The following is a 13,741-nucleotide window of genomic DNA, read 5'->3' on the forward strand; positions in this document are numbered from 1 at the left end:
CTTATTCACGAAACGAGAATGCTATGGATTTAACCCAGCTTGAAATGTTTAACGCCGTCGCGCTGACGGGGAGCATCACCCAGGCGGCGCAGAAGGTGCATCGCGTTCCCTCGAACCTGACAACACGCATCCGCCAGCTGGAAGCCGATCTCGGCGTTGAGCTGTTTATTCGTGAGAACCAGCGTTTGCGGTTATCTCCCGCCGGGCATAACTTCCTGCGCTACAGCAGACAGATTCTGGCGCTGGTGGATGAAGCGCGTATGGTCGTCGCGGGGGATGAACCACAGGGGTTATTTGCTCTTGGCGCGCTGGAAAGCACCGCCGCCGTGCGCATCCCTGAATCGCTGGCGCAGTTTAACCAGCGTTATCCGCGCATCCAGTTTGCCCTCTCTACCGGCCCTTCCGGAACGATGATAGAGGGTGTACTGGAGGGAACGCTGAGCGCCGCCTTTGTTGACGGGCCGCTGTCACACCCGGAACTGGAGGGGATGCCGGTCTACAGGGAAGAGATGATGCTGGTCACGCCTGCCGGGCATACGGAGGTCACACGCGCCACGCAGGTGAGCGGCAGTGACGTTTATGCCTTTCGCGCCAACTGCTCATATCGCCGACATCTGGAGAGCTGGTTTCATGCAGACGGTGCGACGCCTGGCCGCATTCACGAGATGGAGTCCTATCACGGCATGCTCGCCTGCGTCATTGCGGGCGCGGGCATCGCGCTGATGCCGCGCTCCATGCTGGAAAGTATGCCAGGACATCATCAGATTGAGGCCTGGCCGCTGGCTGAAAACTGGCGCTGGCTCACCACCTGGCTGGTGTGGCGACGGGGGGCGATGACCCGCCAGCTGGAAGCGTTTATAGCGCTGCTAAACGAACGTCTTCAACCAGCGCCTTCTCCATAAACAGGCTAAGCGGGTCGTCAACATAGGGGGCAAATGCCGGGCGCAGTTCGTACCCGCACTGTTCGTACAGACGAACCGCGGCGTGTTGTTTTATCCCTGTCTCCAGCCGTACCGTGTGGCAATGACGGCTCAGGGCCTCATCTTCCAGAGCAGCCAGCAGCCTCTCTCCCAGATGCTGTCCCCGGTGGGTCGGGTCAATATAGACCCGTTTCATCTCACCGGTTCCATCCCCGTTAAGCACGATGGCTCCACAGCCAACGGCCTGAAGCTGCTGGTCGCGAATGATCATCAGGATAAGCGATGCGTCGGGCAGCGCAGAAAGATCGAGCAGATGATTGCTCTCTGCGGGATAGAGTTCGCTCTGATAGCGGTCAAGGGCTGCAATCAGTGTGAGGATGTCCGGATGACGAGCGGATTCAGAGGTAATGGAATACATGGCAGGCTCCTTGCTGTTTTTATTTTAAAATAGCGCAGCTCTGCCATGGTGCTTCATAGTATTAACTTATCGCGCTGCCCGGCTAGCGCAAAAAGATACGGCCTTTCAGATACAACGTGGCCTGACCGGCGATCAACACGCGATCGCCCTTCAGTTCACAGCGCAGATCGCCGCCACGATACGACACCTGACGTGCGTTCAGTGACGTTTTACCCAGCTTTTCGCTCCAGTAGGGGATCAGCATGCTGTGTGTGGATCCGGTAACCGGATCTTCCGGCACCCCTTCGCCCGGGCAGAAAAAGCGGCTGACGAAGTCATAGTCTTCTCCAGGCGCCGTTACGCAGACCATTTTCCCCAGCGGAACCATTGCCGCGATATCCGGCGTGAGCGCCTCCACCTGCTGCTGGCTCTCCAGCACCACGATATAGTCTCGTCCGGCGCGTACCTCTTTCGCCTTTGTAATGCCCAGCGCGGAGAACAACGCTGCCGGGGGATTATCGACGGCCTCCGTCGGCCACGCAGGGAAATTCAGCGTCAGCCAGTCGCCGCTGCGCTTGACCGTCAGCTCGCCCACGAAGCGCGTGGTAAAGTGAATTTCGGTATGCGGATAATCCAGATATTCAAAAATCACGTGTGACGCCGCGAGGGTCGCGTGTCCGCACAGGTTAATTTCGTGCAGCGTGGTAAACCAGCGCAGTTCAAACCCGTCGTCGGTTCGCACAAAAAAGGCGGTCTCAGACTGATTATGCTGCTGCGCCATTTTAAGCAGCGTCTCATCGGGCAGCCACTCCTCCAGCGGGCAAACCGCCGCCGCATTACCGCCAAACGCCCTGTCGCTGAAGGCATCCACCAGATAAAAATCAATTTCCTGCATTGTCTCTCCCTCTCTTGTTATCAGTTTTTAGCGCAGATACACCGTGCCTTTCAGGTAGCACGACGCCTGACCGCTCATCAGCACCCGTTCCCCTCTCAGTTCACAACGCACGTCACCGCCCCGCGCCGACACCTGACGGGCAAACAGGGTCGTGTTGACCAGTGTTTCACTCCAGTAGGGGATCAGCATCGTGTGCGCGGACCCGGTGACCGGATCTTCCGGGACGGAAACGCCCGGTGAGAAGAAGCGGCTGACAAAGTCATATTCCCCATCGCCCGGTGCCGTCACGCTAACTTTGTGCTCACCCGGTGTCATCGCAGACAGGTTCGGCATAAGGGCTTCAACCTGCTGGCGGTTTTCCAGTACGATCACCCACGCGCGTCCTTTACGGGCGTCAACGTAGTGGCGGATACCCAGCGCCGCGATCATCTCTGGCGGTGGCGTCTCTTTATGTGTCGGACACGCCGGGAAATCCAGCGTCATCCACTCTCCCTCCCGGCTGACCGTCAGGCGGCCAGATGCGGTGTCGAAGTGGATCCGCGAGTCGGGGTAATCCAGTTCATGAAACAGGACGTACGCGGCGGCCAAAGTGGCATGCCCGCAGAGATTGACTTCGGTGAGCGTTGTAAACCAGCGTAGCTCAATGCCCCCTTTGCTGCAGACGAAAAAGGCCGTTTCCGATTGATTATGCTGTTGCGCCATTTTCAGTAGCGTTTCATCGGGTAACCATTCTTTCAGCGGACAAACCGCCGCCGGATTGCCACCAAACGAAGTATCGCTGAACGCATCTACCAGATAAAAATCAATCTCCTGCATTGTCTTACCGCCTGTTTTTGTTGTGTTGTTCTTTTATATTCAATGAAAACACCCTCCCCGGCTACCGCTTTCACAAGGTAAATGTTGAGATCTGCGTCACATAATGGTTGAGTTTTCGCCGTTTGACGTTTTAAGATCGTCTCCTCTTCTTTCCAGCAACGAATCTCCGACATCCCTATGACAACGAACACAGTTTCCCGCAGGGTTGCGTGGCTACGCGTGGTCACGCTGGCCATTGCCGCGTTTATTTTCAACACCACAGAGTTTGTTCCGGTTGGGCTGTTGTCTGACATTGCCGACAGTTTCCAGATGGAAACGGCTCAGGTCGGCATTATGTTGACCATCTACGCCTGGGTGGTGGCGCTGATGTCATTGCCGTTTATGCTGCTGACCAGCCAGATGGAGCGGCGCAAACTGCTGATCGGTCTCTTCGTGTTGTTCATCGCCAGCCATGTTCTGTCGTTTATGGCGTGGAATTTTACGGTGCTGGTCATGAGCAGGATTGGCATTGCATTCGCCCATGCGGTGTTCTGGTCGATCACCGCGTCGCTGGCTATACGCCTGGCCCCGGCGGGTAAACGCGCCCAGGCGCTGAGCCTGATTGCCACCGGCACCGCGCTGGCGATGGTGCTGGGTCTGCCGATTGGCCGTATCGTGGGGCAATACTTCGGCTGGCGTACGACCTTCTTCGCCATCGGCATGGGGGCATTGGTTACGCTGGTGTGTCTGATTAAGCTGCTGCCCGCGCTGCCGAGCGAACACTCTGGCTCGCTGAAAAGCCTGCCGCTGTTGATGCGCCGCCCTGCGCTGCTGAGTATCTATCTGCTTACCGTAATCGTGGTGACCGCCCATTACACGGCATACAGCTACATTGAACCGTTTGTTCAGGTGGTGGCAGGCTTTAGCGCCAATTTTGCCACCCTGTTACTGCTCATCCTCGGCGGTGCGGGCATTATCGGCAGCGTGCTGTTTGGCAAGCTGGGTAATCAGCATGCTTCCTTGCTTGTGAGCGGCGCCATTGGCCTGCTGCTCGCCTGCCTGCTGTTGCTGATGCCCGCCGCGGGCAGCGAAAGCCATCTGGCGATCCTGAGCCTGTTCTGGGGCGTGGCGATCATGATCATAGGCCTTGGCATGCAGGTAAAAGTGCTGGCGCTGGCACCGGACGCGACGGACGTTGCCATGTCACTGTTCTCGGGGATATTTAATCTGGGCATCGGCGCGGGCGCGCTGGTGGGAAATCAGATTAGCCTTCATGTCTCGATGTCGGCGATTGGGTATCTGGGCGCTATTCCGGCCCTGGTCGCGCTTATCTGGTCAGTGCTCATCTTCCGCAAATGGCCGGTGGCGCTGGAGGAACAAGGTCAGCACGGGTGACGTTTGTTTGTGCCGGGTGGCGCTGCGCTTACCCGGCCTACAAGCCTGTAATAACCCAGGCCGGGTAAGGCGAAACCGCCACCCGGCAATCACCTCAGTGGTAAGTTTTAATAATCTCCAGCACGCCGTTAATAATAAACTGCACGCCCATACAGACCAGTAAGAAGCCCATCAGACGTGAAATAGCTTCGATACCGCCCTTGCCTACCCAGCGCATAATCGCACCGGAACTGCGCAGTGACCCCCACACAATGATCCCGATAATCGCAAAAATCAGCGGTGGCGCAACCGTCAGGACCCAGTCCGGGAAGGTGGCGCTATCACGTACCGTAGAGGCGGAACTGATGATCATCGCGATGGTACCCGGCCCCGCCGTGCTCGGCATAGCCAGCGGCACAAAGGCAATATTTGCACTCGGTTCGCTTTCCAGCTCTTCGGATTTGCTTTTGGCCTCCGGCGACTCATGCGCTTTCTGCGCCGGGAACAGCATGCGGAAACCGATAAAGGCGACAATGAGTCCCCCGGCGATGCGCAGGCCAGGGATGGAAATCCCGAAGGTGTTCATCACCACCTGCCCCGCATAGTAAGCCACCATCATGATGGCAAACACATAGACGGAAGCCATCATTGACTGATGGTTACGCTCGGCGCTGTTCATATTCCCTGCCAGCCCGAGGAAAAGCGCCACCGTCGTTAACGGGTTTGCCAACGGCAGCAGCACCACCAGCCCAAGACTCACTGCTTTAATTAAATCCAACATAATGCATCGTCGTCCTTATCCATATTCATCCCCGCAAGTATAGGGGGAAAGTGTGACGTTAAGCCATCTGCGCAACGTAACGATTATTTTCCGTAAGTAAGGATAACCCTGAGTTATCTATATGATTTGAAAGCGTTCAAAAAAAGTTCATGAAACGTTTTAGCAATTCGTGGCATCGGCTGATTCATTCAGTTGACTTATACTTGCCTGAGCAATAATATCTGCCGTGACTAAACTACTTGCCAGGGCAACCATTGTGAAAAGCACCAGTGATATCTTTAACGACGTTGTTCCGCTGGGTCGTCTTATTCATATGGTTAACCAGAAAAAAGATCGCCTGCTCAATGACTATCTGTCACCGCTGGATATCACCGCAACACAGTTCAAAGTGCTGTGTTCCATTCGCTGCGAAGTGTGTATCACGCCGGTTGAGCTGAAAAAGGTGCTCTCTGTCGATCTGGGTGCGTTAACCCGCATGCTGGATCGTCTCGTCTGCAAAGGATGGGTAGAACGAAGCCCTAACCCGAATGACAAACGCGGCGTGCTGGTCAAGCTCACCTGCGATGGCGCGGCCATGTGCGAGCAATGTCATCAATTAGTAGGACAAACACTGCATCAGGAACTAACAAAAAACTTAACGGCAGATGAAGTGGCAACCCTTGAGCTTTTGCTGAAGAAAATACTGCCGTAAACAGAAAAGAGGTATGACGATGTCCAGACGCAATACTGACGCTATCACCATTCATAGCATTTTGGACTGGATCGAAGATAACCTGGAATCGCCGCTCTCCCTTGAAAAAGTGTCAGAGCGTTCAGGTTACTCCAAATGGCACCTGCAACGGATGTTCAAAAAAGAGACCGGCCATTCACTAGGTCAATATATTCGCAGTCGCAAGCTGACGGAAATTGCCCAGAAACTGAAAGAAAGCAATGAGCCGATCCTTTATCTGGCAGAGCGTTACGGATTTGAATCACAGCAAACCCTGACGCGTACGTTTAAGAACTATTTTGACGTGCCGCCTCATAAGTACCGAATCACCAGCGTACCCGGAGAATCCCGATACCTGTATCCGTTAAAACATTGTAGTTAATCATCGCCTGTAAAAGACGTAACCGAGGAAATCATGAAAGTTATCGCCTCCGCCGCCCTCGCCTTGCTGGTGCTGTTTTCCAGCCAGACCTTCGCGGAGCAAACCCCAGGTGCAACGCAGCAAAATAATCGTGGCACGATGATTTTGCCGTCAGCACATGACCAGTCACCCTATGATTTCAACCACATGGGGACTGGTAGCGACAAATCCGACGAATTAGGCGTGCCTTATTATAATCAGCACGGCTTCTGATTCGTTTTTGCCCCGCCACTGCGGGGCTTTTTTATGCTCTAGCCTCTGACGCGCGCCGCCCGCCGTACCCGCAAGCCAAACACGTTGATATACAGCCCCGCCATAATCAGCACGGCCCCCAGCAACTGCAGCGCGCTCAGCGTTTCATCCAGCAATAGCGCCGCACTGGCGAGCCCAACCACCGGCACCAGCAGAGACAGGGGCGCCACGCGCCAGGTTTCATAACGCCCCAGCAGCGAACCCCAGATCCCATAGCCCACAATCGTGGCGACAAAGGCCAGATAAATCAGAGAAAGGATCGTGGTCAAATCGATATCGACCAGGCTTCTCAGCATCACATCCGGACCATCCAGAATAAACGACGCCGCCAGAAACGGGATGACCGGAATTAACGCGCTCCAGACCACCAGCGACATCACCTGCGGCCGCGCCGCGTGCTGCATAATCAGCTTGTTGAAGATATTCCCGCACGCCCAGCTCAGCCCCGCCGCCAGCGTAAGCATAAAGCCCAGCAGCGCCACATCCTGACCATTCAGGCTGGCTTCAATCAGCACCAGTACGCCAAACACCGCCAGCGTAATCCCCGCCAGCTGTTTGCCCTGCAAACGTTCGCCAAATACGAACGCACCGAGAATGATGGTAAAGAACGCCTGCGCCTGCAAAACCAGCGAGGCAAGACCGGCAGGCATACCAAACTTAATGGCGCAGAAGAGAAACGCAAACTGGCCAAAGCTGATGGTCAGGCCATAGCCCAGCAGTAATTTGAACGGGATTTTTGGACGCGCAACAAAAAAGATCGCCGGGAACGCCACTAACATGAAACGCAAACCGGCCAGCATAAGCGGGGGCATATTGTGCAATCCCAGCTTAATGACGACAAAATTGAGCCCCCATACTACGACCACCAGCAACGCCAGCAGTCCGTCTTTACGCGTCATACCCTGCCCCTGAATTATTAATAATTTGTTAACACTTCAAGGTAACAGAAAAAAGGACGCTGCGAGAAGATCATTAATTCTGGCAGGCAGCTGAAGCACTTACGGATAAACCAGGTGCTATACAAGCCCCTTATGTCATGGTAATCCTGTTAACACACCTCTAATAAAAGCATAAGCAACTGTCGGGCAGAAATATGAAACCATCTCTCAGGCGCTCAACCGCAGCGCTGCTGGCATCGTCATTGTTGTTAACCATCGGTCGGGGAGCGACGCTGCCGTTCATGACCATTTATCTCACGCGCGTCTACAACATGAGCGTCGAGAATATTGGTTATGCCCTGACGATTGCGCTGACCATCGGCGTGGTGTTCAGCCTGGGATTTGGCATTCTGGCGGATAAATTTGATAAAAAACGCTACATGCTGATTGCGATCGTGGCGTTTATTGCCGGATTTGTCGCGATCCCGCTGGTGGATAACGTCACGCTGGTGGTGCTGTTCTTTTCCCTGATCAACTGCGCCTACTCCGTATTTTCGACGGTGCTGAAAGCCTGGTTCTCCGACGTGCTCACCTCAAGCCAAAAAGCGCGTGTTTTCTCGCTCAACTATAGCTTCCTGAACATTGGCTGGACGGTCGGCCCGCCCATCGGCACCCTGCTGGTGATGTACAGCTTACAGCTGCCCTTCTGGCTGGCCGCTTTTTGCGCCGCGCTGCCGCTCGCGTTTATCCATTTCTTTGTGCAAAAAAGCGTCGCGCTGGATACCGCCGAGGAAAAAATGCCCTGGCAGCCGTCGGTGTTGCTGAAAGACCGCGCCCTGTTCTGGTTCACCCTCTCCGGCCTGCTCGCGTCGTACGTGGGCGGATCGTTCGCCAGCTGCATTTCGCAGTATGTTCTGGCCGCCCACGCCGACAGCGATTTCGCGCAGAAGGTCGTCGCCGTGGTGCTGCCCGTTAACGCCGCCGTGGTGGTGACGCTGCAATACGCGCTTGGGCGCAAGATTTCCGCCAGCAATATTCGCCCCCTGATGACCGCCGCGACGCTGTTTTTTATCCTGGGGCTGGGGGGCTTTATGCTCTCCGGGGAGAATCTGATTTACTGGGGTATCGCTGCCGCGATCTTTACGCTGGGTGAGATTATTTATGCGCCGGGTGAATACATGCTGATCGACAACATCGCCCCGCCGGGGATGAAGGCAAGCTATTTCTCCGCACAGGCGCTGGGCTGGCTGGGCGCGGCCGCAAACCCGATGATCACCGGGATTATCCTGACCAACCTGCCGCACTGGTCGCTGTTTGTGATTATGATGGTCGCCATCGTGATTGCGTGGCTGATGATTTTGCGTGGGATGAGCGTGAAGGCGTGGTGCGAGTCACCCAAGGTAGCGTAGCAACTTGTAGGCCGGGTAAGCCGTAGCCGCCACCCGGCAATAAAGCATCAGTGGTGCAACATCTCTTCTACCACCTGCTCTTTGTACATCTCATTCGGATAATAGGTCGGCCAGTTATCCATCTCTTTCAGCAGCGCCTCGTGGGAGGTGTTGCCCATAAAAATATGGAAGTGCGAGGACGCTTTCGGCCCGATGGTATGGTCGCTGAACTGCACAAACTTCGGCGCCGTGCTGCTGGCATCCTGACACTCAAACAGATAGCGAACGCCTTTTTTGCCTGACGCATAGGTCAGAATTTTGTAGCCGCTGTAATTATAATGGCAACGGCTAACCGCTTTGCCCTTGTGGAACTCCATCACGTTATTTTCAATGCCAATGGCATCCACGTCCGTCGCATAGCCTTTACGATAATAGGCTTTCACCTCGTCGAAGGTTTTGCTTTTATCCTTCTGCGCTTTCTGTTTGAAGACCGGATCCAGCGATCCATCCAACAGGAAAGGATAAACGGACTGCCAGGTACCGTCCCAGTCAGACAGCGCTCTGTCCTTCACGTCTTTATCCTCAAACACGCCGTTCGCCGCTTTCTGCTCCGCTTCGGTCATCTGATGACCGTGCGAGTGCGCTAACAGCTGGCCGCTGACCAGCAGCGCCCCCAGAGTCATGATCCATTTACCAGCATGTGCAGCCAAAATAACCCCCTCATTCCGTTTTATAAGAATGAGAATGCTATATTATAACATTTCAAATCGCAACCAGCCCGCGAACGCCCTCCTGCGCCATGTTTTCACCCCGTCCACGCTGGATTATGGTGCCGCGCGACATCAGGAGATAGCTGTCGGCCAGCTCGGCGGCAAAGTCGTAAAACTGCTCGACCAGCAGGATCGCCATATCGCCTCTGTTCGCCAGCGTGCGGATCACCTGGCCAATCTCTTTTATCACCGAAGGCTGAATGCCTTCCGTCGGTTCATCCAGAATCAGCAGCTGCGGGCGGCTTGCCAGCGCACGGCCAATCGCCAGTTGCTGCTGTTGTCCGCCGGAGAGATCGCCTCCGCGGCGGTGCTTCATCTCTTTGAGCACCGGGAAAAGCTGCCAGATCTCCTCCGGTACCTGCTTCGCCTCGCGGGCGGAAAAGCGCGACAGCCCCAGCAGAAGATTTTCTTCCACGGTCAGGCGCGGAAAAATCTCGCGCCCCTGCGGGACATACGCCACGCCAGACTGTACCCGCTGGTGCGGTTTGCTGTGGGTGATCGTCTTACCCTGCCAGATGACCTCCCCGGTTTTCGCCGGGATCAGCCCCATCAGACACTTCAGCAACGTCGTTTTCCCTACGCCGTTGCGCCCCAGCAGGCAGGTGACTTCTCCGGTGGCGGCCTCAAAACTGACGCCGCGCAGGATATGGCTGCCACCGTAATACTGATTCAGTTCGTTAACCTGTAACATCTTCTCTCCTTAGCGCCCCAGATAGACCTCAATCACCTGCTCGTTGGCCTGCACCTCGCGAAGCGAGCCTTCGGCCAGCACGCGTCCCTGATGCAATACCGTCACGTGGTCGGCAATGGTTTCGACAAAGCCCATGTCGTGCTCCACCACCATCAGGGAGTGCTTACCCGCCAGGGTTTTGAACAACTCGGCGGTGTATTCCGTCTCTGCGTCGGTCATCCCGGCAGCGGGTTCGTCCAGCAGCAACAGATGCGGATCCTGGACCAGCAGCATACCTATCTCCAGAAACTGCTTTTGCCCGTGCGACAGCAGCCCGGCACGGCGATCGCGTTCGTTGCCAAGACGCAGTAAAACCAGCATCTCATCGATGCGATCGCGTTGCTCACCATTGAGTTTTGCCCGCAGGCTCGCCCAGACGGATTTATCGGTTTTCATAGCGATCTCAAGGTTTTCCCACACCGTCAGCGCCTCAAAGACCGTGGGTTTCTGGAACTTTCGCCCAATCCCCTGACGGGCTATGGCCGCAGGCTCCAGCGCGGTCAGGTCGATCGATTGATCGTAAATAGCCCTCCCGCTTTTTGGTCTCGTTTTGCCGGTGATCACATCCATCAACGTGGTTTTACCGGCTCCGTTGGGGCCAATCACGCAGCGCAACTCGCCCACGCCGATATTCAGCGAGAGATCGGTCAGCGCCTGGAAACCTTCGAAATTGACGTTAATGGCCTCAAGCTGAAGCACCGGATCCGTCTGGTCACGGTAGCGGTCGCCGGGCAACTGGCGGGTAAATAATCCTTCCGTTGGCTGCATTATTTCTCTCCCTTACGAAACAGACCGTAGACACCGCGTGGTAAGAACAGCGTGACGGCGATAAAAATCAGCCCCAGGAACAGCTGCCAGTACTCCGGCATGGCGACGGTGAAAAAGCTCTTCGCCCCGTTCACCAGCGCCGCGCCAATCACCGGCCCCACCAGCGTGCCGCGCCCGCCCAGCGCCACCCAAATGGCGGCTTCTATCGAGTTCGTCGGTGACATTTCACCGGGGTTGATAATGCCCACCTGCGGGACATAGAGCGCCCCCGCCAGGCCACACAGCACCGCGGACAGCGTCCAGACCAGCAGTTTGAACCCGCGCGGGTCGTAACCACAGAACGTCAGACGGTTTTCTGCGTCACGAACGGCGGTCAGGATTCGGCCAAATTTGCTTTTTGCCAGCGCAAATCCCGTCCCCAACGCCAGGAGCAGCAACAGTACGGTCGCCAGAAACAGTGCAATACGCGTGGAGGTTTCCGTCACCGAAAATCCGAGCAGCGTGGTAAAGCCGGTGAAGCCGTTATTGCCGCCAAAACCGGTCTCGTTGCGAAAGAACAGCAACATCCCTGCATAGGTCAGCGCCTGGGTCATAATCGAGAAATAGACCCCTTTGATCTTCGAGCGGAAGGCAAACCAGCCAAACACCAGCGCCAGCAGCCCCGGCACCATGACAATCAGCACCAGCGCCCAGGCGAAGTGTTGGGTGCCCCACCAGAACCACGGCAGCTCACTCCAGGAGAGAAATGACATAAACGCGGGCAGACCGTCACCCGCCGCCTGGCGCATCAGATACATGCCCATCGCATAACCGCCGAGTGCGAAAAAGATACCGTGCCCAAGAGACAGCATGCCGGCATAGCCCCACACCAGATCGAGCGCCACCGCAACGATGGCATAGCAGAGGATCTTACCCGTCAGCGTCAGCATCCAGGTCGATAACGCCAGCGGATGCGTTGCAGGCAGTAAGGCGAAAAACGGTAAGATCAGCAGACACGCCACCAGCAGGCTGCCTGCGATCTGCGTTGTGCGTGGCGCTTTGCGCGCCAGCGTTAAGGTAAGCGGCTGGCTCATCAGTCAATAACCCTCCCTTTCAGCGCAAATAACCCCTGAGGACGCTTCTGAATAAACAGCACGATCGCCACCAGAATCACGATCTTGCCCAGCACAGCGCCCATCTGTGGTTCAAGGATTTTATTGAAAATGCCCAGACCAAAGGCCGCGGCCACGCTCCCTGCCAGCTGGCCCACGCCACCGAGCACCACCACCAGGAACGAGTCGATGATGTATCCCTGGCCCAGCTCCGGTCCGACGTTACCCAGCTGCGATAATGCCACGCCGCCTAACCCGGCAATGCCGGAGCCCAGCCCGAATGCGAGCATATCGACACGCCCTGTCGGCACCCCACAGCAGGCAGCCATGCTGCGGTTTTGCGTCACCGCGCGCACGTTGAGCCCCAGACGGGTTTTATTCAGAATCAGCCAGGTAAAGAACAGTACCAGCAGCACAAAACCCAGCACCACAATACGGTTCCACGGCAGCGTCAGGTTGGCGAAAACCTGTACCCCGCCGGAAAGCCATGCCGGGTTCGCCACCTCCAGGTTCTGGGCGCCAAACGTCATGCGCACCAGCTGGATAAGCATCAGGCTGATGCCCCACGTTGCCAGCAGCGTTTCCAGCGGACGACCGTACAGATGACGGATCACGGTGCGCTCCAGCACCATTCCGATTGCCGCCGTCAGGCAGAACGCGACCGGTAAGGCGATAACCGGATAGAGCGCCAGCCACTGTGGCGCGAGGCTGGTCATGGCCTGCTGCACCATCCAGGTGGCATACGCGCCCAGCATCAGCATTTCACCGTGCGCCATATTGATGACGCCCAGCAGGCCGTAGGTGATAGCCAGCCCCAGCGCAGCCAGCAGCAGCACCGAACCGAGGGAAAGCCCCATAAACGCCTGACCCAGCAGATCGCCCCACATCAGGCGGTGCGTTATCTGGTTAAGGCTCTCTTCGGCAGCGGCGCGAACGCCGGCGTCCGGCTCGGTCTGCGCCTGGGTATACGGGGTGAGTCGGGACACCACGTCCGGATCGTCGGACTGGCCTAACAGTTCAGCAGCGTGGCGACGCACCTCCGCCTGCGGGCTTGCCAGCTGGAGATTCGCCGCCGCCAGCAGCAGCGTCTGACGCGCTACCGCATCCGTTTCACGGTTTACCCGATTTTCCAGAAAAGCGAGCATCGCAGGTTGCGCATCTCGCTGCAGTTGACGGGCCGCCGCCCGCCTTTCCGTGACACTGTCACTTACCAGCTGATGCGTTGCGATAGCCGTGGCAGCAAGTACGCGCAGTCGGTTCGTCAGCCGTATCGCTTTGGTCTGCCCTTCAGTCGCCTTTGCTTCACCAAGGGGAACCATTCCGCCATTACGCTGCGCAAAAGCGTGCTTTTGGCTGTCGGTATACAGGTTTTCCTTTTGCAACGCCCGAAGCAGCGGCAGCCTGGCGGCATCCGGCGCGGCGGCCCACTGCGTCAGTAATTCCGCCTGCTGGGTGCGGCTGGCGGCAACGAAACGATCGGCATCCGATGCCTGCGCCATCCCTGGCAGCAGTCCGGTAAGCCATATAAGAGCGACGATCGTGCGCATGACGTTCATGGCTTGTCTCCCTGTG

At 56.6% G+C, this 13,741-nt stretch carries 16 protein-coding genes; 6 read left to right on the plus strand and 10 right to left on the minus strand.

Annotated features, from left to right (window positions below; all coding sequences use genetic code 11):
• Window positions 1-23 precede the first annotated feature (23 nt).
• Window positions 24-902 (plus strand): putrescine utilization regulator PtrR, encoded by an 879-nt coding sequence (gene ptrR / locus ACOTXR_RS02765; protein ID WP_014883831.1) that lies wholly within the window; start codon window positions 24-26, stop codon window positions 900-902.
• Here ptrR and ACOTXR_RS02770 read toward each other — a convergent pair.
• From ACOTXR_RS02770 to ACOTXR_RS02780, 3 genes are all read right to left on the minus strand, one after another.
• Entirely contained in the window at window positions 856-1,338 is a 483-nt protein-coding gene (locus tag ACOTXR_RS02770) for a GNAT family N-acetyltransferase (RefSeq protein ID WP_023330415.1), read from the minus strand. The two genes, ptrR and ACOTXR_RS02770, sit on opposite strands and share 47 nt — an antisense overlap.
• An 82-nt stretch (window positions 1,339-1,420) precedes the next feature.
• Window positions 1,421-2,212 carry a PhzF family phenazine biosynthesis protein gene (locus ACOTXR_RS02775; RefSeq protein ID WP_023330414.1) on the minus strand — a complete coding sequence of 264 codons (792 nt, stop codon included), beginning with the start codon at window positions 2,210-2,212 and terminating at the stop codon, window positions 1,421-1,423.
• A gap of 27 nt (window positions 2,213-2,239) precedes the next feature.
• Window positions 2,240-3,028: a PhzF family phenazine biosynthesis protein gene (locus tag ACOTXR_RS02780; RefSeq protein ID WP_421766977.1), complete on the minus strand. Its 789-nt coding sequence runs from the start codon at window positions 3,026-3,028 to the stop codon at window positions 2,240-2,242.
• 177 nt (window positions 3,029-3,205) lie between these two features.
• Between ACOTXR_RS02780 and ACOTXR_RS02785 the strand changes: the two genes are divergently transcribed.
• A complete protein-coding gene (locus ACOTXR_RS02785; protein WP_058690763.1) occupies window positions 3,206-4,402 on the plus strand; it encodes a sugar transporter in 1,197 nt (398 codons plus the stop codon).
• A 94-nt stretch (window positions 4,403-4,496) separates the two neighbouring features.
• On the opposite strand, the gene ACOTXR_RS02790 is transcribed toward ACOTXR_RS02785, so the two are convergent.
• On the minus strand, window positions 4,497-5,162 hold the full coding sequence (locus ACOTXR_RS02790) for a MarC family NAAT transporter (protein ID WP_014883826.1): 666 nt from the start codon (window positions 5,160-5,162) through the stop codon (window positions 4,497-4,499).
• A gap of 256 nt (window positions 5,163-5,418) precedes the next feature.
• Between ACOTXR_RS02790 and marR the strand changes: the two genes are divergently transcribed.
• From marR to marB, 3 genes are read left to right on the plus strand one after another with little or no spacing between them, the layout of a single operon-like run.
• Complete coding sequence (gene marR / locus ACOTXR_RS02795; protein WP_014883825.1) at window positions 5,419-5,853, plus strand: multiple antibiotic resistance transcriptional regulator MarR; 435 nt, start codon at window positions 5,419-5,421, stop codon at window positions 5,851-5,853.
• 19 nt (window positions 5,854-5,872) lie between these two features.
• Window positions 5,873-6,253 (plus strand): MDR efflux pump AcrAB transcriptional activator MarA, encoded by a 381-nt coding sequence (gene marA / locus ACOTXR_RS02800; RefSeq protein ID WP_008502237.1) that lies wholly within the window; start codon window positions 5,873-5,875, stop codon window positions 6,251-6,253.
• A gap of 33 nt (window positions 6,254-6,286) precedes the next feature.
• On the plus strand, window positions 6,287-6,505 hold the full coding sequence (gene marB, locus ACOTXR_RS02805) for a multiple antibiotic resistance protein MarB (RefSeq protein ID WP_014883824.1): 219 nt from the start codon (window positions 6,287-6,289) through the stop codon (window positions 6,503-6,505).
• Window positions 6,506-6,543: 38 nt separating this feature from the next.
• Here the strand turns inward: marB and eamA are convergent, their stop codons facing one another.
• Window positions 6,544-7,443 (minus strand): O-acetylserine/cysteine exporter, encoded by a 900-nt coding sequence (gene eamA / locus ACOTXR_RS02810; RefSeq protein WP_014883823.1) that lies wholly within the window; start codon window positions 7,441-7,443, stop codon window positions 6,544-6,546.
• Between the two features lie 194 nt (window positions 7,444-7,637).
• Between eamA and ydeE the strand changes: the two genes are divergently transcribed.
• Window positions 7,638-8,831, plus strand: a complete 1,194-nt coding sequence (gene ydeE / locus ACOTXR_RS02815) for an efflux MFS transporter YdeE (protein ID WP_014883822.1) — start codon at window positions 7,638-7,640, stop codon at window positions 8,829-8,831.
• 47 nt (window positions 8,832-8,878) lie between these two features.
• Here the strand turns inward: ydeE and zinT are convergent, their stop codons facing one another.
• Genes zinT through urtB form a run of 5 tightly spaced genes read right to left on the minus strand, consistent with a single transcriptional unit; the run spans window position 8,879 to window position 13,725 of the window.
• Window positions 8,879-9,520 carry a metal-binding protein ZinT gene (gene zinT, locus ACOTXR_RS02820; RefSeq protein WP_014883821.1) on the minus strand — a complete coding sequence of 214 codons (642 nt, stop codon included), beginning with the start codon at window positions 9,518-9,520 and terminating at the stop codon, window positions 8,879-8,881.
• 52 nt (window positions 9,521-9,572) lie between these two features.
• Window positions 9,573-10,271 carry an urea ABC transporter ATP-binding subunit UrtE gene (gene urtE / locus ACOTXR_RS02825; RefSeq protein WP_014883820.1) on the minus strand — a complete coding sequence of 233 codons (699 nt, stop codon included), beginning with the start codon at window positions 10,269-10,271 and terminating at the stop codon, window positions 9,573-9,575.
• A gap of 9 nt (window positions 10,272-10,280) precedes the next feature.
• Complete coding sequence (urtD, locus tag ACOTXR_RS02830) at window positions 10,281-11,078, minus strand: urea ABC transporter ATP-binding protein UrtD (protein ID WP_058690762.1); 798 nt, start codon at window positions 11,076-11,078, stop codon at window positions 10,281-10,283.
• The gene (gene urtC, locus ACOTXR_RS02835) at window positions 11,078-12,151 is read right to left on the minus strand and encodes an urea ABC transporter permease subunit UrtC (protein ID WP_023330406.1); all 1,074 of its coding nucleotides are present in this window, start codon (window positions 12,149-12,151) and stop codon (window positions 11,078-11,080) included. Before urtC ends, urtD begins: the two co-directional genes overlap by 1 nt.
• Window positions 12,151-13,725, minus strand: a complete 1,575-nt coding sequence (gene urtB, locus ACOTXR_RS02840; RefSeq protein ID WP_058690761.1) for an urea ABC transporter permease subunit UrtB — start codon at window positions 13,723-13,725, stop codon at window positions 12,151-12,153. Before urtB ends, urtC begins: the two co-directional genes overlap by 1 nt.
• Window positions 13,726-13,741: the final 16 nt, after the last annotated feature.

It is taken from the genome of Enterobacter cloacae complex sp. IR53030 (genome assembly GCF_049238365.1).
GTDB lineage: Bacteria > Pseudomonadota > Gammaproteobacteria > Enterobacterales > Enterobacteriaceae > Enterobacter > Enterobacter kobei.

What these genes read in the sequence shown, in the direction of transcription:
- ptrR (WP_014883831.1), top strand. Translation starts at nt 24, where the DNA reads ATGGATTTAACCCAGCTTGAAATGTTTAACGCCGTCGCGCTGACGGGG.
- ACOTXR_RS02770 (WP_023330415.1), bottom strand. Translation starts at nt 1,338, where the DNA reads ATGTATTCCATTACCTCTGAATCCGCTCGTCATCCGGACATCCTCACA.
- ACOTXR_RS02775 (WP_023330414.1), bottom strand. Translation starts at nt 2,212, where the DNA reads ATGCAGGAAATTGATTTTTATCTGGTGGATGCCTTCAGCGACAGGGCG.
- ACOTXR_RS02780 (WP_421766977.1), bottom strand. Translation starts at nt 3,028, where the DNA reads ATGCAGGAGATTGATTTTTATCTGGTAGATGCGTTCAGCGATACTTCG.
- ACOTXR_RS02785 (WP_058690763.1), top strand. Translation starts at nt 3,206, where the DNA reads ATGACAACGAACACAGTTTCCCGCAGGGTTGCGTGGCTACGCGTGGTC.
- ACOTXR_RS02790 (WP_014883826.1), bottom strand. Translation starts at nt 5,162, where the DNA reads ATGTTGGATTTAATTAAAGCAGTGAGTCTTGGGCTGGTGGTGCTGCTG.
- marA (WP_008502237.1), top strand. Translation starts at nt 5,873, where the DNA reads ATGTCCAGACGCAATACTGACGCTATCACCATTCATAGCATTTTGGAC.
- marB (WP_014883824.1), top strand. Translation starts at nt 6,287, where the DNA reads ATGAAAGTTATCGCCTCCGCCGCCCTCGCCTTGCTGGTGCTGTTTTCC.
- eamA (WP_014883823.1), bottom strand. Translation starts at nt 7,443, where the DNA reads ATGACGCGTAAAGACGGACTGCTGGCGTTGCTGGTGGTCGTAGTATGG.
- ydeE (WP_014883822.1), top strand. Translation starts at nt 7,638, where the DNA reads ATGAAACCATCTCTCAGGCGCTCAACCGCAGCGCTGCTGGCATCGTCA.
- urtE (WP_014883820.1), bottom strand. Translation starts at nt 10,271, where the DNA reads ATGTTACAGGTTAACGAACTGAATCAGTATTACGGTGGCAGCCATATC.
- urtD (WP_058690762.1), bottom strand. Translation starts at nt 11,078, where the DNA reads ATGCAGCCAACGGAAGGATTATTTACCCGCCAGTTGCCCGGCGACCGC.
- urtC (WP_023330406.1), bottom strand. Translation starts at nt 12,151, where the DNA reads ATGAGCCAGCCGCTTACCTTAACGCTGGCGCGCAAAGCGCCACGCACA.
- urtB (WP_058690761.1), bottom strand. Translation starts at nt 13,725, where the DNA reads ATGAACGTCATGCGCACGATCGTCGCTCTTATATGGCTTACCGGACTG.